Here is an 18,822-nt window from a genome sequence, read left to right on the forward strand (position 1 = left end):
GCTTGGGGTGATTACGGCTGGTGTCCACCGGCTTGGTTGGTCAGTTCGCGAATCAGCGCCTGCTCCTCATTTACCATGTTTTCCCTGAGCGCGAGGATCTGCGGTTCGAGTGCATCGATCGGCTCATCCGGGAACTGCTCGAACAGCAGCCGCTCACCTTCGTGGTAGGCGTTGGTTATCGCTTCAAAACGTTCGGCATGCACCTCACGCAGGCAGTTCGTCCACAGTTCGAATTCGGCCGCAAATTGCAGAAAGGCTTCACCGTCCTGCGCTTCGCGAACCCGTGCTTCAACATTCTCACGTTCCCCTCGGCGTAGCCTGACACTGCTTTCATACAGCATGTGGTCGGCAGGGGCGGGCAGGTCCAGTGCTGTGGCCAAGCGACGGTGATAGGCCAGGCGCAGTTCTGCTTCGTCCCGGCTGCCCGCTTGCTCGCGGGCGATGTTGTCCAGTTCACGCTGGCGGAACAGGCGGCGGGTCAGTTGATACATGGACTGCTCATGGTTATCGGTGCGCGGCGCCGTGCCCTCGCTCCTGATCAGGTGCTGCTCTTCAATCTGCTTGAACACCAGCAAAGCACCATCGTGGCAAGTTCTGTTCGAAGCGCCATCCTGGGCCATGCCATTGAACAGTTGGCGCTGATCACTCATGCCAGCAGCCATGTCCAGAACCCGCCAGACCCGGTCAATGAATTCGGAGCGTGAGGTGACGGTGCGATAAGGCGCGGACTGTGTCAGGCGTCCGACCAGGTTCAACAAGTCTGCGGCTTCAGCGCTTTCTTCAAGCGCGTGCCACTGTTCGCTATGGACGGCGCGCATTTGCTCTGAGCCCTGTAACCAAAGCTCGACGTTTGGCACATCGCCTGGCGCCCAGGGCACCGGGCTGTGACGATGGGCAAGGGTGGCACTGCCGGTGCTGCCGGTGCTACTACCAGGGCTGCTGCCGGGCGAGCTGCCTGAGCCAGTGCTGGAGTGGTAGTCCAGCGGCTGCAGGCTAAGGATTTCAAAAGGCAGATCCATCTCGAAGGTGTAGCCCCGATGGCGGCCCTGGGAGAGGTGGGCACGACGCATGCTCTCATCGCTCAGCGGGTTGCCGATCAGTGAGATAGAGGTGAAACCGTCATCATTTTCGGGGTTGCTGAGGATGTGTTCGGGCAGCTCGATCAGTAGGTTGTCGTTCAGATCAAGCACATGCTCAGGCATCAAATCGTCGAGCCATGCTGGCCAGCTTTGCAGGCCCATGTTGCGCAGGTAGAGGCGATGTAAAGTGTGACCAAACTCAATCGGGCCTCGCAGCGCCGGGCTGAACCGGTTGCCTGACAAGTCGAGCACCGTCAGTGCAGGCATGCGTGCCAAGTCATTGATCACCGGTTGATCGATTTCAAGACCCTGTTCCAGCAAGCTCAGCTCAGTGAGGGTGGCAGACTCGGCCAGCGCTGGCGGCAGTGCACGCAACGGCTGAACATGCCCTTCTAACATCAGCGAGCGTAATGTCGGGAAACGGCGCAGGAATTGATCGAGCAGTTCTGGCGAGGTGTCGATACGACTGAGCCTGAGGTGCCCGACATAGTCGTAGAAGAACGGCGGCAAGCGCGAAGGGAAGTCGCTCAGCGCCAGGTCTTCCAGGTGCAGGGGCGAAAGGCTTGCTCCCCGTGCAACCGTTTCCCAAAAGTTCTGGATGGCCTCGCTTATGCGCGTACGTGCCAGCAAGGTTTCATTGCTGATCGGGAGCGACGAGCTTGAGGCGTTCACGTACTCAAAGGTGGCCTCGCGTAACTGTTGCCGCTCCTCCATCAGCGCCGACAGGCGCGCTTCAATGGCCGCAGGCAGGTCGAGGGTGAAACTGAACCGGCGCTGTTGGCCATCTTGGCTCAGGTGCATGTTCTGCAACTGAGCGGGGAGAATTGCATTGTTGTTCAGCGCCACCCGTGAATGGTGATAAGGGCTGATTTCGTTGCTGACTAAAAACTCGGGCACTGAGGTGAAGCTGTTCTCCTGCAGCGAGACTTCGCCAAGACGCTCAAGGCTATCGCTGTTCAGCCACGTCGGCCAGCGTGTGAAACGCATGCGGTCCAGGCCCAGGTAATCGAGTTGCCAGTCGGGCAGGCGCAACGTTGAACTGCGTTCGAAGCTGTTGCCGCTGAGATCGAGGTGGGCCAGGTGTTCTCGTGTGGCCAGCTGTTCGATGTCCAGAGCCGTCAGCACATGGTTCTGGTTGACGAATCTCAACGTGGTGAGTTGCGGGAAGCTCCGGACGATCAGGGCAAGGCTGGCGGACAGTTCGGACGGTTGTGCGCTGGCATCGTAGGGGCGCTCTATGTCCAGTCGTTGCAGATCAGGAAAGTGCTGGAACATAGTGCTCAAGAACGTTTCCTGCTGCGGCCACGTTAGTGAATGGTCCGCAGAGTGATCCAGATAAACGTCGTTGAGTCGCAACTGTCGGGTGCGCGAGGAGATGAAGTCTGGAAGGTGCGTAGGGAACTCCGCCATGAACACCTGGTGCAAGTGTAATGGCTGCGACTGCTCGCTGAGTTCTGGTAAGGCACTGTGCGACCACTGTTGCCAGATAGCCTGTTCAATGTCTTGTCGGCTGGCCTCCCGGCTGGCCTGGTCAGTGATCGCTCCAGGGGTTGCGCGCCATTGGGCCAGACTTTCTTGCAGCTCTTGGTGTTCGGCGTTCAGTTGCTCGAGACGCGCTTGAATTTGTGCGAGCGACAGCTCGGTCTGTTGCAGACTGGTCAGGATGTCTTCGGCCGAAGCCGTCAGCCGTTGCGGCAGGCCGATGTCGCTGATTTGAGTCAGCAGCCTGCTACGGCTCAACTCATCGCTCAGATTGCCGCCACCACTGAGGGGGTAACCCAGGCGTCCGTCGGCCAGGCGCATGGGCGATCTGAAGGCGGGGCGCTGCATGCCCAGAATGTTGCGCAGGCGCCAGCGAGGCAACAACGGTGCCTGTTGAATATGCGCTTTAAGGGTGAGGGCATCTGTCACTCCAGAGGATGCCAAGGCGCTGCGCTGGGTGTCGGACAGTGCTTCAAACAGCGCCCCGTAAAGTGTTTCATGCATGGTCTGCGGGAAACTCGACGCGAAGGGTGGTGACATCACGTACCCGGTGGGGTAGCGGGTGATGATCTTGCGCCCCGGAGCATCGACAGGGCCGATGCTGTCGATCAGACCGGGGGAGAATTTACCCTCACGAAACTCGATGGCCGTTTCGGCTGCCCACTCGGGGAGCTGATTGAGGCTGTGCAGGACCAAACGGTCGGTGTCGGCATTGGGCACCGACTGCAAGTACAACCCTTCGTATGCACGGGTAATGCGCACGTGTTGCTGATAGAGGCGGATTTCTTCGCCAAGGCGCTTGGGCACTTTGCCCTCAACCAAAGATTGCAGCTCTTGAGCAGTGGCGCTGCGCAGTAGTTCTTCGGTAACGGCAGCCGGAAGTTGCGGGTACACCCGTTGAATCACTGCGGCTTCCGGTGCCTGGTTGGCGGGCAGGTTGCGGTAGCGGTTGTCGAATTCGCTGTTACGCAGACTTGGTTCAGCGTCGGCATACGCCTGCATGACGTCCTGATCCAACTTGAATCGCTGCATCGTGTCCTCAAGTTGAGCCGGGAGGCGCTCACTCTCGCTGAGCATCCGGCGCAGCGCAGCCTCATCGATGCCGCTGACGCGCAGGATGTTCACCGCAGTTTCATCGCTAAATTGCGCACTGACATGGCCCAGGCGTCGGAACAGGCGTATCCCTTGCCATTCCCGTGGCCGGTCCAGGCCGTGCAACCAGGCGCCAGCGCCGTTATGGCGCAGTGGTGGTTCATAGCTCAAGGCGCTGTCGAAGGGTTCGAGCCGGTATTCCCCTGTGGCCTCAGATTGCTTGACGGCGTAGGTCTGGTCTTCCAGCGCGAGCCAGGTTTTGCCCTCATGGTGATACAAACCGAATTCATCTGGCTCAAGGTCGGCCGGCAGCACGATGTCATGGGCGAACGGTTGCAGGTCAGGCTTCCAGAGGCGGTCTTGGCCACTGGGCAATTGCACCGGTTCGAGCTCTTCGATAAACGACGGTACCTCCACTGGAATCCGTTCGACAGCCGGTTTTCCGGCTTCGGCACCTGCAGCACCCAGGGCTGCGGTAAGCGCCACGTTCTCCACTACATCTACCAGATAGTCGAGCGCTTGCTGGCGTTCGCCTTTGGCCCAGCTATCGGCGCCTTCGTACACCTCGTAGCTCAACTGGATGACGCTCAGCCCAAGCATCAGTTGACCCAGGCCAGGGATGAAAAAGCCGCCGATAGCCAACGAAGTGAACGCCAGCTGGGAAAAGTAGGCATTGCGCTTCTGCGCGGTTTTCTGGTCTTCGAGGGCGGTGGAAACTGCATGGAACAGCGCATCGTCTTTTAGCCGCTGTTGTTTCTGGCTGGCCAGTTCGTCGAGGAATGGCTGGGTGAAGGGCTGTAGCGTCACCGGTATCCAGGCAGTGGTATCGCGGTTGCGGTCGTACTGTTGCGTCGCGGTGTTCCAGATGGCCGGCTGCAAGCAGTCGCGCAGCGTGTTGGTGAGCGCGTAACGGTGACGCGCTGGCACCAGCTCCAGCAAATGTGGAACGTGGGCTGCCCACAACTGTTCCCGCAGGTAGGCCTGTGCCTCATGAATCGAAGAGTGTTTCTTCAAGGGGACGGGTAGCCCTGGCACATAGGTGACTAACATGCCTTTGTGCGGCAGTAACAACGGGTCGTACGCCAGCAGCAGTTCCGGGGACGGCACCACGCCGATGACCAAAGCCCCGACCAGCGTAACGTCAAAGATCTTCATGAACCCGCAGCGCATTGGGCTGCCCTGGTACTGCGCTTGTTCACCGCTAGCAAGCTTGAGCAGCGCCTCGTACAGGGGCTGGTCGATCGCTTGGCTTAGATAAGCCCGGTGCACGTGCAGGCGAAAGGCCGATTGCTCGGCATTTTTGAACGTTTGCAGTACTTCGTCAGCCGTGTTGTCGCTGGTCTCGGTCGCAGGGCTAAATACCGCATCAATAAGCGCCTGGTATTGACCGCCGATATCCAGCTTGCGAGACAAGGCTGCGAACGTCTCGGGAACTATGTCTACCTTGTTCCCGGTTGGCTGTAGGTAAACGAACTCATTGCTGTCAACGATTGCCGAAGGCAATGCATCGGCATCCAGACCTGAGGGCTGCGCTTCTGCGGCTTCGAAATTCTGCAGGGCGCAATGCAGCAAGGATTGCGTGGCCAGTTTCAAGGCCCGTTGGGCGTCGACGGCGGGATCGCCGTTCATGCTCAGTTTGTAGTCTGCGGCTTTTCTGGCGTTGATCAGGTAGGTTTTGCTGACGTCCAGGTCCAGCTCGAAGCGGTCCTTGATCGCTTGGCTCAGCTGCTGGGTAGCGAACTGCTCAAGGTCGGGCAAGGGTTCTAGCAGTGCTTGAACCTGTGCCAGGTGTTGTTGAAGCGCGCCATATTCCTGCACCAGCAGGCGAGCTTCCTGCGGATGGCTCCGGCAGGCGGCTGCAAACCACGGCACCGGCGTTTTGCTGGAGAGGCGCAGCTGATTCAGCACGTCGGGGCTGGCGCTGGCTAACCAACCGGGCACCTTGCCTGCAATCAGCCGTTGTGCGCGGGGGAGGGAGCTGTCGCTGGAGTCAGGATTGGCGTCGGGGGCTTTCTGGAGCGGTGTCATGGAGGAGCCTCAAGTGATGGGGCTCCTGATGCTATTGCCCATTTTTACCGACAAGTGCATAACATGATCTATCAGAGGTGCCTGTTTCCCTCGCGCGTTTGGCATGACAAAACGACATAGCACAGAGGCATGCTCAAAGTACGATTCAGGTTTATGATGCCCACGGCAGAATAATTCCCACACGGAGTGCGTAATGCAGACCTTGTACCCGCAGATCAAACCTTACGCCCGGCACGATCTGGCCGTGGAAGCACCGCATGTGCTGTATGTCGATGAGAGCGGTTCGCCGGAAGGTCTGCCGGTGCTGTTCATCCATGGTGGCCCTGGCGCTGGTTGCGATGCCCAGAGCCGCTGCTACTTCGATCCCAATCTGTACCGGATTGTCACCTTCGATCAACGAGGGTGCGGGCGTTCCACGCCTCATGCCAGCCTGGAAAACAACACCACCTGGCACCTGGTCGAAGATATGGAACGTATCCGCAAGCACTTGGGTATCGAGAAATGGGTGCTGTTCGGCGGCTCCTGGGGCTCGACCCTTGCTCTGGCCTACGCCCAGACGCATCCCGAGCGTGTTCACGGGCTGATCCTGCGCGGCATCTTCCTGTGCCGCCCGCAAGAAATCGAGTGGTTCTACCAGGCTGGCGCCAGCCGACTGTTTCCGGACTATTGGCAGGATTATATTGCGCCGATTCCTGCCGAAGAGCGTGGTGACCTGGTCAAAGCCTTCCATAAGCGCCTGACCGGCAACGACCAGATTGCCCAGATGCATGCGGCCAAGGCGTGGTCCACCTGGGAAGGCCGTACGGCAACCCTTCGCCCTAACCCGCTGGTGGTTGACCGCTTCTCCGAGCCGCAGCGTGCGCTGTCGATTGCGCGAATTGAATGTCACTACTTCACCAACAATGCCTTCTTTGAGCCGGACCAGCTGATTCGCGATATGCCGAAGATTGCCCATCTGCCGGCGGTGATCGTGCATGGCCGATACGACGTGATCTGCCCGCTGGACAACGCCTGGGCACTGCATCAGGCCTGGCCGAACAGCGAGTTGAAGGTCATTCGCGACGCGGGTCACGCCGCCTCCGAGCCTGGTATCACCGATGCGTTGGTGCGGGCAGCTGACCAGATGGCCCGCCGTCTGCTTGATCTGCCGCTGGAAGAAGCATGAAGGGGCTGCTACAGCGCGTGCGCGGCGCACGAGTCGATGTCGAGGGTAAAACCGTAGGTGCCATTGACCAGGGGTTAATGGTACTGGTTGCCGTCGAACCGGGTGACACCCCGGCGCACGCCGACAAGTTGCTGCATAAGCTGCTTAACTATCGCGTGTTCAGCGACCCGCAAGGCAAAATGAACCTGTCACTTAAGGATGTTGACGGTGGGTTGCTGCTGGTTTCGCAGTTCACCCTGGCCGCGGACACCCAGAGTGGCCTGCGCCCGAGCTTTTCCACAGCGGCGCCTCCGGCGCTTGGCGAGCAGCTGTTCGACTATTTATTAGCCCAGGCCCAGGCCAAGCATGGCACGGTAGCCAGCGGTCAGTTCGGGGCTGACATGCAGGTGCATCTGGTCAATGATGGCCCCGTAACATTTATGTTACAAATCTGATGGCAAAAACCCCCTGTTTGTAAGCGAACAAGCGGTTTTTTAGCAGAAATAGTTCATTTGGCCTGATGCGTTGTAACGCAGCCTGCTGGATAATCGCGCGCTTAGAAGACCCGCGTTCGTGGGTTCGTTTTACTCTGACTTGAGACTGTCCGGAACCGTTTGGGGAATCATTGCGCCCTTTCGGAGTCCGAACAGTGCTCGCCAACCTGGCATTTGTAGCTGGCCGTTGGTTTATTGATCTGTTTTCGGCGAGGGTTGCTCGTGAATGTAAGTCCCTGTAATGCACCAAGAACCTCTGGCAATCGGCTGCGTAAAGCCTGGTTGGCAGGCGCAACACTGGTAGGCCTGTTCAGCGCTGGCCAGCTCTGGGCGTTCAACCTTGACGACGTTGCGGCCAAGGCGAAGGATCTTGCCGGGCAAAAATACGAGGCGCCGAAAAGCAACCTGCCAGCCGTGTTCCGTGACATGAAGTACGGTGATTACCAGCAAATCCGCTTCCTGACGGAAAAAGCTGAGTGGGCCAAGGACAAAACGCCGTTCAAGCTGTCCTTCTATCACCAGGGCATGCATTTCGACACGCCGGTGAAAATCAACGAAGTGACCGCGACCAAGGTCGAGGAAATCAAGTACGACCCGAGCCGTTTCGACTTCGGCAACGTGCAGTTTGATGCCAAGGCTACCGAAAACCTCGGCTACGCCGGTTTCCGCGTGCTGTACCCGATCAACAAGGCTGACAAGCAGGACGAGATCATGACCCTGCTTGGCGCCAGCTACTTCCGCGTCGTCGGCAAGGGCCATGTCTATGGTCTGTCCGCACGTGGCCTGGCCATCGACACCGCACTGCCGTCGGGCGAAGAATTCCCCCGCTTCACCGAGTTCTGGGTCGAGAAGCCAAAGCCGACCGACAAGCACCTGGTGATCTACGCGCTGCTCGACTCGCCGCGTTCCACCGGCGCCTACAAGCTGACCCTGCGTCCGGGCAGCGACACCATTGTTGATGTCAAATCCAAGGTGTTCCTGCGTGACCACGTCAGCCGCCTGGGCATTGCCCCGCTGACCAGCATGTTCCTGTTCGGTGGCAACCAGCCATCGAAAGTGCCGAACTACCGTCCGGCCCTGCACGACTCCGAAGGCCTGTCGATCCACGCCGGTAACGGCGAATGGCTGTGGCGCCCGCTGAACAACCCGAAACACCTGGCCGTGAGCAATTTCAGCGTGGAAAACCCGCGTGGTTTCGGCTTGCTGCAGCGTCAGCGTGAGTTCAGCCAGTTCGAAGACCTCGACGACAACTACCAGAAGCGCCCAAGCGCCTGGATCGAGCCGGTGGGTGACTGGGGCAAGGGCACTGTCGATCTGGTCGAGATTCCGACAGCCGATGAAACCAACGACAACATCGTTGCCTTCTGGAGCCCTGAAAAGCTGCCGGAGCCAGGCACGCCGTTCGAATATGCCTACCGTCTACACTGGACTATTGACGAGTCCGAGTTCCACTCGCCAAACCTGGGTTGGGTCAAGCAGACCCTGCGTTCGACCGGTGACGTCAAGCAGTCCAACCTGATCCGTCAACCGGATGGCACTATCGCCTTCCTGGTCGACTTTGAAGGCCCGGTACTGGCCAAGCTGCCGGAAGACACCGCTGTACGTAGCCAGGTCAGCATCGGCGACAACGCCGAACTGGTTGAAAACAACCTGCGCTACAACCCGGAAATCAAAGGCTGGCGTCTGACCTTGCGGATGAATGTCAAAGACCCGAGCAAGTCCGTGGAAATGCGTGCCGCGTTGCTGCGTGACGTTCCGGTCGAGCCAGCAAAGCCAGCTAAACAGGACAAAGCTGCGGCCAAGACTGCCAAAGCCGAGAAACCTGCCGAGCAACCTGCCGCCGATGCGGCGTCCACCACTGGGGCACCGGCCACCACCGAGCAGGTGTTGACCGAGACCTGGAGCTATCAGTTGCCTGCCGATGAGTAACTCTCAAGCACGGCCAGAATCGCTTGGCGAATACCTGGCCCACTTACCACTGAGCGATGAGCAGCGGGCGGAACTTGCCAGCTGCACCTCGTTCAGCGAGCTGCACCAACGATTGTCGGCCCAGCCGGGCACTCGCGACGCCGAAGCCGTGCAGGCTTCGGTAGGCGAGCGGCTGACCTTGAACAGCGCCCAGGACATGCACGACGCCGAAATGCTGGCGTTGGATGCCAGCGGGCGTGTGTGCCTGAAGGCGACGCCGCCGATCCGCCGTACTCGGGTGATTCCTGAGCCGTGGCGTACCAATATTCTGATCCGTGCCTGGCGTCGCTTGACCGGGCGTACCAACGCTCCGGCGCCGGCCAAGCGTGAGCTGCCCAAGGCTCGCTGGCGCTGGGTCGGTTCGATGCGCCGCTACATCCTGTTGGCCCTGATGCTGGGGCAGACCATCGTTGCCGGTTGGTACATGAAAGGCATCTTGCCGTACCAGGGCTGGTCGTTTGTCGATCTCGACGAAGTTATGCACCAGTCGCTGATGCAGACCGTCACGCAGGTGTGGCCGTATGCGCTGCAGACCAGCATCCTGATTCTGTTCGGCATCCTGTTCTGCTGGGTGTCGGCGGGTTTCTGGACCGCGCTGATGGGCTTCCTGGAACTGTTGACCGGGCGCGACAAGTACCGTATTTCCGGCAGCAGCGCCGGTAACGAGCCAATCGAGGCCGGTGCGCGTACGGCGATTGTCATGCCGATCTGCAACGAAGACGTCCCACGGGTGTTTGCCGGTTTGCGTGCGACCTTCGAGTCGGTCGCTGCCACCGGTGACCTCGACCGCTTCGACTTCTTTGTGCTCAGTGACACCAACGACACCGACATTGCCGTGGCCGAACAACAGGCCTGGCTGGAAGTGTGCCGCGAGGCCAAGGGTTTCGGGCGAATCTTCTACCGCCGCCGTCGTCGCCGTGTGAAGCGCAAGAGCGGCAACCTCGACGACTTCTGCCGCCGTTGGGGTGGTGACTACCGTTACATGGTGGTCCTTGACGCCGACAGCGTGATGAGTGGCGAATGCCTGACCAGCCTGGTGCGCTTGATGGAAGCCAACCCGGACGCTGGCATCATCCAGACCGCGCCAAAAGCCTCGGGCATGGACACCCTGTATGCGCGCATGCAGCAGTTCGCGACCCGCGTCTACGGCCCGCTGTTCACCGCCGGCCTGCACTTCTGGCAGCTGGGCGAATCGCACTACTGGGGCCATAACGCGATCATCCGCATGAAGCCGTTCATCGAGCACTGCGCCTTGGCGCCGTTGCCGGGCAAGGGCGCTTTTGCCGGTGCGATCCTCTCTCACGACTTCGTCGAAGCCGCGCTGATGCGTCGTGCCGGCTGGGGCGTTTGGATTGCCTACGACCTGCCGGGCAGCTATGAAGAACTGCCGCCCAACCTGCTCGATGAGCTCAAACGCGACCGGCGCTGGTGTCACGGCAACCTGATGAACTTCCGCCTGTTCCTGGTCAAGGGTATGCACCCGGTACACCGTGCGGTGTTCCTGACTGGCGTCATGTCGTACCTGTCGGCACCGCTGTGGTTCTTCTTCCTGGTGCTGTCGACGGCGTTGCTGGCGACCAACACCCTGATGGAGCCGCAGTACTTCCTAGAACCGCGTCAGCTCTACCCGTTGTGGCCACAGTGGCACCCAGAGAAGGCCATTGCGCTGTTCTCTACCACCATTGTGCTGTTGTTCCTGCCCAAGCTGCTCAGCGTCATCCTGATCTGGGCCAAGGGCGCGAAAGAGTTCGGCGGTCGTTTCAAAGTCACCCTGTCGATGCTGCTGGAGATGCTGTTCTCCATGCTGCTGGCGCCAGTGCGGATGATTTTCCACACCCGTTTCGTACTGGCCGCGTTCCTCGGCTGGGCCGCGACCTGGAACTCGCCGCAGCGTGACGACGACTCCACTCCCTGGAGCGAGGCAGTGCGCCGTCATGGCCCGCAAACCTTGCTGGGCGTGGCTTGGGCCCTGCTGGTCGCTTGGCTGAACCCGAGCTTCCTGTGGTGGCTGGTGCCGATTGTCGGTTCGCTGATGCTGTCGATCCCGGTTTCGGTGATCTCCAGCCGCGTGCATCTGGGCCTGCGTGCCAAGGATGAAAGCCTGTTCCTGATCCCTGAGGAATACGCGACCCCACGCGAGCTGTTGGCAACCGATCAGTACACCCACGAAAACCGCTGGCATGCCATGCACGATGGTTTTGTCCGGGCAGTGGTTGATCCGCAGCAGAACGCCCTGGCCTGTGCCCTGGCCACTGCGCGTCATGGTGTCGCGGCACCGATTGAGTCGCTGCGTGCCGAACGCATCGGCAAGGCGCTGGAGGTGGGGCCGGGTGGCCTGGATGGTAATACCCGTTTAGCCCTGCTCAGCGACCCGGTCGCCCTGGCCCGTTTACATACACGGGTCTGGAATGAGCACAACGAGGCTTGGCTGGGCGTTTGGCGTAAGTCGATTGCCAACGATCCGCACTCGCCATTGTTGCCGTTGCATCCGGAGCCTGTGGCTCAGCCTTCTCTGGCCAGTGCCTGATTGATCGCGGGGCAAGCCCGCTCCCACAACGGTTGTGGGAGCGGGCTTGCCCCGCGATTTGTTTCAGCCCTTTTTCTGATACCCACAACGCTGCCCATGCGTTAGCATCCCTCCCGAATATCTCGCACCCGTCTGTAGGACGGTTCGCGCCAAGAATAAAATTCGAGCTTTCTTGCTGGGGGATCTGGTGATGTTTAAAAAATATCTGTCGATGCTGCTGGTCGGCGTCACCGCGCTGATGGCAGTCAATGCTGCCCAGGCAGCCGGCGCTATTGATGAGGCGGTTAAACGCGGCACCCTGCGTGCGGGCATGGACCCGACCTACATGCCGTTCCAGATGACCAACAAGCGCGGCGAGATCGTCGGTTTCGAGGTCGACATCCTCAAAGCCATGGCCAAGTCCATGGGCGTCAAGCTGGAAATGGTTTCCACCTCCTACGACGGCATCATTCCGGCCCTGATGACCGACAAGTTCGACATCATCAGCAGCGGCATGACCCTGACCCAGGAGCGCAACCTCAAGCTGAACTTCAGCGAACCCTTCATCGTGGTCGGTCAGACCCTGCTGATCCGCAAGGAACTGGCGGGCGAGATCAAGTCCTACAAGGATTTGAACAACGAGAAGTACCGCCTGACCTCCAAGCTCGGCACCACTGGTGAAATGGTCGCCAAGAAGCTGATCGGTAAAGCCAAGTACCACGGTTACGACAACGAGCAAGAAGCGGTCATGGACGTGGTCAACGGCAAGGCCGATGCCTTTGTTTACGATGCCCCGTACAACGTCGTCGCGGTCAACAAAGCCGGTGCTGGCAAGCTGATTTTCCTGGACAAGCCGTTCACCTTTGAACCGCTGGCCTTTGGCCTGAAGAAAGGCGACTACGACAGCATTAACTTCATCAACAACTTCCTGCACCAGATCAAGCACGACGGTACCTACGATCGAATCCACGACAAGTGGTTCAAGGACACCGCCTGGCTCAAGGACATGGAATAAGGCCGAGGCACCAAGCCCGGTTTGAAACCCGACGCGCAGGCTGGCCCTGCGCGTTCGCTTTTACGGAAGTACCCTTAAGTGATCAAACACAAGAAAGCCCAGTGGCCCTGGCACGGGCTGACAGCATTGGTGCTGGTAGGCCTGGCGCTTAGCCTGTACTACGCGACCTCGATGATCTCCTATGAATGGAGCTGGAATCGGGTGCCGCAGTATTTTGCCTACCAGGCTGAAGTAGCCCAGCGCGCCAGTGAGAATGGCACCATCGAGTCGATCACCAGCAAAGGTGACATGGTCAGCGTTACCCTGCGCGACGAGAGTGGTGGCGAACAGGTGTTCAACGTCGAGTCGGCCAGCCTGATCCTGTCGCGCGGCGACGATGTGGCAGAAGGCGACCTGATTGGTGTGACCCATCACTGGGCCGCCGGCCCGTTGGCGTGGGGCTTGTGGACAACGATCTGGATCTCGCTGGCCTCTGGCGTGCTGGGCCTGGTGATTGGCCTGTTCGCCGGCTTGTGCCGTTTGTCCAACAACCCGACCTTGCGTGACCTGTCGACGGTGTATGTTGAACTGGTCCGTGGTACGCCGCTGTTGGTTCAGATCTTCATTTTTTACTTTTTCATCGGCACGGTGCTCAACCTGTCCCGCGAGTTCGCAGGTGTTGCTGCGCTGGCCTTGTTCACGGGGGCGTATGTTGCCGAGATCGTGCGTGCCGGCGTGCAATCGATTGCCAAGGGGCAGGGCGAAGCGGCTCGTTCGCTGGGCCTGAGCGCGGGGCAGTCGATGCGCCATGTGGTGCTGCCACAAGCCTTCAAGCGCGTGCTGCCACCGCTGGCCGGGCAGTTCATCAGCCTGGTCAAAGACACCTCGCTGGTGTCGGTGATTGCCATTACCGAACTGACCAAAAGCGGGCGCGAAGCGATCACCACCTCGTTCTCGACGTTCGAGATCTGGTTCTGCGTTGCCGGTCTGTACCTGTTGATCAACCTGCCGCTGTCGCAGATAGCCAGCCGGCTTGAGCGGAGGCTTGCGCAAAGTGATTGAAGTCCGTGACTTGGTAAAAGTCTTCGATACCCGTGGCCAGGTTGTGCGTGCGGTCGATCACGTCAGCACCAACGTGGCCAAGGGTGAAGTACTGGTGGTACTCGGGCCGTCGGGTTCGGGCAAATCAACCTTCCTGCGTTGTCTGAACGGCCTGGAGTCGTTCGACGAGGGCACAGTGGCGATCGATGGCCTGCAACTGGCTGACCCGAAGACCGACGTAAACGCCTACCGCCGTGAAGTCGGCATGGTGTTTCAGCACTTCAACCTGTTCCCGCACATGACCGTGCTGGAGAACCTGTGCCTGGCGCAGAAGGTTGTGCGTAAGCGTGGCAAGGCGGAGCGTGAGGCCAAGGCCCGTGCGTTGCTGGACAAGGTCGGTATTGGTCAGAAAGCCAATGAGTACCCATCGCGCCTTTCCGGTGGTCAGCAGCAGCGGGTTGCCATTGCCCGGGCATTGGCGATGGACCCGAAGGTGATGCTGTTCGATGAACCAACCTCAGCGCTCGACCCGGAAATGGTCGGTGAAGTGCTCGACGTCATGAAAACCCTGGCCCTGGAAGGCATGACCATGGTCTGCGTGACTCACGAAATGGGCTTTGCCCGCGAAGTGGCGGACCGCGTGTTGTTCTTCGACCATGGCAAATTGCTGGAAGACTCGCCGCCCGAAGCGTTCTTCACCTCGCCCAAAGACCTGCGCGCCCAAGCCTTCCTGCGTCAGGTGCTGTAACCCGGTGGGAGCGGGCTTGCCCCGCGATTGCGGTATATCAGCTACATCGCAGTCGCGGGGCAAGCCCGCTCCCACAGGGGGGGCAGTTATAGGTTGAAACGGCCCACCAGGGTCTGCAACTGGCGCCCCAGACGTGCCAGTTCACCACTGGAAACCGCCGTTTCTTCGCTGGCGCTACTGGTCTGATCCGATACCTCGCGCACGTTGATCACACTGCGGTTGATCTCTTCTGCAACGGCGCTTTGCTGTTCGCTGGCCGTCGCGATCTGCTGGTTCATGCCCTGAATGTTCGACACCGTATAGGTGATCTGCCCTAACGCATCACCGGCCTTGCGACTCAGTTCGACACTTTCGCGGGTCAGGCCCTTGCTGCTGTCGAGCAGGCGAGTGACTTGATCGGTGCCTTCATGCAAGTTGCCAATCAGCAGCTCGATCTCTTCGGTTGAATGTTGGGTCCGTTGCGCCAGGCCTCGAACTTCATCGGCGACCACGGCAAAACCACGGCCCGCTTCGCCGGCCCGTGCCGCTTCGATGGCTGCGTTCAGGGCCAGCAGGTTGGTTTGCTCCGACACCGACTTGATCACATCCAAAATGCTACCGATACGTTGGCTCTCGCCCGCCAACTGATGCATGGCATTGATCGAGCGGTCCATTTGCTTGGCCAGTTCTTCGATCTGCTCAACGGCCTCGGTTACCACGCGATCACCGATTTGTGCCTGCTGATCCGCCGCGGTGGCAGCTTGCGAGGCCTGCTCGGCATTGCGGGCGACTTCATGAACGGTCGCGCTCATCTGGTTCATGGCCGTGGCAACCTGGTCGGTTTCATCTTTCTGTTGAGCGATCCTGACCTTGGTCTGCTCACTGACTGCAGCCAGTTGTTCGACGGCTGAAGACAGTTGAGTGATGCCCTGGCCGATGCCGCCAATCAATTCACGTAGGCTCAGGGTCATGGCGTACATGCTGTTCTGCAACTGGCCCATCTCGTCACGTCGCTGGACTTTCTCGGCATGCTGCAGGTCGCCGTTGGCGATGCGTGCAGCCAGCGCCAGGGTGTGCTTGAGCGGGGTGGTGATCTGCAAGGTGATCAACCAGGCTGCCAGGCCGCCCAGTATCAGCGCCAGGGCTACCTGGAATGTCAGGGCGGCTTCGGCTTGCAGCGCTTCAGCATCGCGCTGCGCAATCTGCTGCTCGCTCAGTTCGCGGCTGATATCGCGCAGCCGTATGCCTAGTTGTTCAAGCGTGTCCTGCAACTTCTCTACCTCAATGGCTGCACGGCGATACTGATCAAGGTTGCTATGAAAGCCCGGTAGTGCCGTCTGGAGGTTTTCCAGCATGATGCCCGGCAGGCTGTACTGCTGCATCAGCGGCGTCAATTGGCTAATCGCTTGCCCGGCGGCGTCGACCGCAACCTGACCGACAGTGCTGTAACTGTCGATTGGCTCGAAGGTATAGGCTGGAGCCTGGCTCTGTTGGTTGGCTACGTCGATATGCCGTGCGAACGCTTCGATCAGGTTCAACAAGCGGCCTTGGGTGCTTTGCAGGCTATCGTCACGCCTGGTCGCCAACACCTGGCCTTGCAGTTCATCACTGAGTTCGACCAAGCGCTGCTCAGCAGCGTACAAGGCCTGTTGCCGCGCAAGGCGTAACGCTACCGCTTGTTGCAAGTGCTCGAAGCCTTGGGTAAAGCGCTGAACGGTTTGCTGCATGTCTTCGATCATCTGCCGATCGTCGGGCGCCTCATAGCGATTGCGCATGCTGGTCAGTAGCTCCTGCAAGGCGGTCAGCGACAGTTCGACTTGCGCTTTGCTCTGGGCATCATTGAGCACCCGAAAGGTGATGCGCTCGGCCCTGAGGTCTTTGCCGATGTCGTTGAGGCGGGCGATTTCCTGGAGTTTTTCCGAACGCACAATGGCGTCTTCCAGGGCGCGCCAGCCGCTGAAGGTGATCAATAGGGTCAGCAACAGGACCAAGGCAAAGGCCAGGGTCAGTTTCAGCCTGACGCTCATGTTGCCTAGCATCCGATTCATAGCTCCGAACATGGTGGGCTCCAGCAGTTAAGGGGGGCACGCGCTCTGAAGGAATCAGGCGCTGCTCTTTGCTGATCGGCAGACACGAAGCAGGCTCGACCTGCAAACCATGTAGGAAACTTCGACTGACTAAGTAAGGAAAAAGACTGAATTTCGGGAAATGTAGGAAGGCTGCCCGAGGGCAATTGGCAGGCAGACGGGGAAGTTCAACCTGTGCTGCCCGAGCGGTAGCACAGGTTGTTTAAGCTCAGAGCTGGAATTTTCCTACCAGGCCCTGCAGGTGGGTGCCGAGGCGGGCCAGTTCGACGCTGGAAGCTGCCGTTTCTTCGCTGGCGGCGGAGGTCTGGTCCGATACGTCGCGTACGTTCATGACACTGCGGTTGATCTCCTCAGCCACTGCGCTTTGCTGTTCGGCGGCGGCGGCGATCTGCTGGTTCATGGCCTGAATCGAGGAGACGGTGCGGGTAATGGTGTCCAGCGAGGTCCCGGCACGACGGGTCAGCTCGACGCTGCTGTCGGTCAGGTTGCGGCTGGCGTCCATGGTGCTGGCGACCTGTTGCGTACCGCTTTGCAAACCGGCAATCAATGCTTCGATCTCTTCGGTCGATTGCTGGGTGCGTTGGGCCAGGCTGCGTACTTCATCGGCGACCACGGCAAAGCCTCGTCCGGCTTCGCCTGCACGGGCGGCCTCAATGGCGGCGTTGAGGGCCAGCAGGTTGGTTTGCTGGGCGACCGATTTGATCACATCCAGTACGCTGCCGATCTTGTCGCTTTCGCTCTTGAGCAGGCCCATGGCTTCGCTGGAGTGGTTCATTTCAGTGGCCAGTCGCTCGATCTGAGCAATTGCTTCGCCGACCACACGATCACCCTCGCGGGCCTGCTGGTCGGCTACCAGCGCGGCCTCCGAGGCTTCTTCGGCATTGCGCGCGACCTCTTGTACGGTGGCAGCCATTTCATTCATGGCGGTGGCCACTTGGTCGGTTTCGACCTTTTGATTGTTGACCCCTGCGCTAGTCTGCTCGGTCACTGCCGAGAGCTCTTCAGCCGCGCTGGCAATCTGGGTAACGCCATCACCGATGCCGCCAATCAACTCGCGCAGGCTGACGGTCATGCGTTGCATGCTGCCCTGCAGTTGGCCCAGCTCGTCGCGCCGCTCGATGACCAGGTCGTGGCGCAAGTCGCCACTGGCGACGCGGTCGGCAGCATTGAGGGTCTGACGCAGCGGGATGACGATCTGGCGGGTGATTGCCCAGGCAGCAAGCAAACCAAACAGCAAGGCAATGACTGTGGCCAGAGTAAGCATGAACTTGGCGTGCTGCGATTCTTCGTCGCGCAGTTGCGTCAGGTTGCTGGTCAGTTGCTGGCTTTGTTCGATCAGGGTCTGGCCTTGAACAGACATCTGTTGCGCCGCCTGTTCCGAAGCGTTCTGCGCGGTGCCGAACTCGATCACCGCCGCACGGTAATTACCCAGGGCGCGGGCCGCCTGGTTGAGGTTGCCGGTGTAGTTCGCTGGCAGCACATCGGCCAGAGTCTTCAGTTGTGAGATTGCCTGATCGATGGCTTCAAGGGCCGTCTGTTGGAACTCGACCTTGCCGCTGTAGGTGTAGCCGCGCACCTGAAAGCGCGCCTGTTGCAGCAGTTTGTTGGCCCCGACGACACTATTGAACAGGTTCAGGTCGCTGCCACTGAGCAGTTGTTGCTCGACCTCGGTGGTCAACTTGGCCGCTTCATCGGCGCTGCTGCCGAGCACCGCACGGCTGGCTTCACGCTGACGGGCCGCTTTTTCCGCGCTGTCCAGGGCAAGGCGGTACTGGCGCACGGCTTCTTTCTGCTGATCGATGCGCTGTAGGTTCTCGGCAAGAACAATGCGCTGGCCCACGCTCTGCAGCTGGCGTTCCAGGTGTGTCAGCGCGTTGTTGAGGTTCTGCGCTGCCGCGTCATCGCCCTTGATTTGCAGGTTCTGACGGGCGATGCGCAGTTCAAGGGTGGCTTGCGTCACCTGGGAGATGCCACCAAGGGTGTCGCCTCGGTTGATGATGCCGCTCATCCCCTGCCAACCGGTCAGCGTAATGCTCAAGGTCAGCAGCAGGACCAGGCCGAAGCCGATGCCGAGTTTTCGATTGACGCTTACGTTGCCCAGGTGCTGGGCTAACCAACGGTACATGGTGGGACTCCATTGCGATCGGCAGGGCGATTTGTTGTTCTGGTGCCCATGCATC

Annotated in this window: 10 protein-coding genes and 2 pseudogenes; 7 read left to right on the forward strand and 5 right to left on the reverse strand. The window is 59.8% G+C overall.

All coding sequences use genetic code 11. The features are described 5' to 3' along the window. Positions 1-11 precede the first annotated feature (11 nt). The gene (locus tag E1573_RS05180) at positions 12-5,681 is read right to left on the reverse strand and encodes an NEL-type E3 ubiquitin ligase domain-containing protein (protein ID WP_133211289.1); all 5,670 of its coding nucleotides are present in this window, start codon (positions 5,679-5,681) and stop codon (positions 12-14) included. 193 nt (positions 5,682-5,874) lie between these two features. On the opposite strand from E1573_RS05180, the gene pip reads away from it, so the two are divergent. The 7 genes from pip (at position 5,875) to E1573_RS05215 (ending at position 14,576) form a co-directional block, all read left to right on the forward strand. Next, positions 5,875-6,846 (forward strand): prolyl aminopeptidase, encoded by a 972-nt coding sequence (gene pip / locus E1573_RS05185; protein WP_133211291.1) that lies wholly within the window; start codon positions 5,875-5,877, stop codon positions 6,844-6,846. After that, on the forward strand, positions 6,843-7,280 hold the full coding sequence (gene dtd, locus E1573_RS05190; RefSeq protein ID WP_133211293.1) for a D-aminoacyl-tRNA deacylase: 438 nt from the start codon (positions 6,843-6,845) through the stop codon (positions 7,278-7,280). Before pip ends, dtd begins: the two co-directional genes overlap by 4 nt. Positions 7,281-7,541: 261 nt before the next feature. Then, entirely contained in the window at positions 7,542-9,248 is a 1,707-nt protein-coding gene (locus tag E1573_RS05195) for a glucan biosynthesis protein G (RefSeq protein ID WP_165957294.1), read from the forward strand. Next, positions 9,241-11,814, forward strand: coding sequence for a glucans biosynthesis glucosyltransferase MdoH (mdoH, locus tag E1573_RS05200; RefSeq protein ID WP_133211295.1), 2,574 nt, complete (start codon positions 9,241-9,243; stop codon positions 11,812-11,814). The genes E1573_RS05195 and mdoH overlap by 8 nt, the downstream gene beginning before the upstream one ends. 190 nt (positions 11,815-12,004) lie before the next feature. After that, positions 12,005-12,808: a transporter substrate-binding domain-containing protein gene (locus tag E1573_RS05205; protein ID WP_133211297.1), complete on the forward strand. Its 804-nt coding sequence runs from the start codon at positions 12,005-12,007 to the stop codon at positions 12,806-12,808. Positions 12,809-12,886: 78 nt separating this feature from the next. After that, a complete protein-coding gene (locus tag E1573_RS05210) occupies positions 12,887-13,849 on the forward strand; it encodes an amino acid ABC transporter permease (RefSeq protein ID WP_133211299.1) in 963 nt (320 codons plus the stop codon). Next, a complete protein-coding gene (locus E1573_RS05215; RefSeq protein ID WP_133211683.1) occupies positions 13,842-14,576 on the forward strand; it encodes an amino acid ABC transporter ATP-binding protein in 735 nt (244 codons plus the stop codon). Before E1573_RS05210 ends, E1573_RS05215 begins: the two co-directional genes overlap by 8 nt. Before the next feature lie 86 nt (positions 14,577-14,662). On the opposite strand, the gene E1573_RS27170 is transcribed toward E1573_RS05215, so the two are convergent. The 4 genes and pseudogenes from E1573_RS27170 to E1573_RS27185 all read right to left on the reverse strand — a co-directional run. Then, entirely contained in the window at positions 14,663-15,535 is an 873-nt protein-coding gene (locus tag E1573_RS27170; protein WP_371925131.1) for a methyl-accepting chemotaxis protein, read from the reverse strand. Further along, positions 15,521-16,615: pseudogene (locus tag E1573_RS27175) on the reverse strand (methyl-accepting chemotaxis protein); the annotation flags it as partial. The pseudogene E1573_RS27175 and the gene E1573_RS27170, both read right to left, overlap by 15 nt. Positions 16,616-16,850: 235 nt before the next feature. Continuing rightward, on the reverse strand, positions 16,851-17,723 hold the full coding sequence (locus E1573_RS27180) for a methyl-accepting chemotaxis protein (protein WP_371925132.1): 873 nt from the start codon (positions 17,721-17,723) through the stop codon (positions 16,851-16,853). Between the two features lie 30 nt (positions 17,724-17,753). Beyond that, positions 17,754-18,821 (reverse strand): annotated as a pseudogene (locus E1573_RS27185) (methyl-accepting chemotaxis protein); the annotation flags it as partial. Position 18,822 lies beyond the last annotated feature (1 nt).

Origin of the sequence: Pseudomonas sp. H9 (genome assembly GCF_004353925.1) — a bacterium.
Lineage (GTDB): Bacteria > Pseudomonadota > Gammaproteobacteria > Pseudomonadales > Pseudomonadaceae > Aquipseudomonas.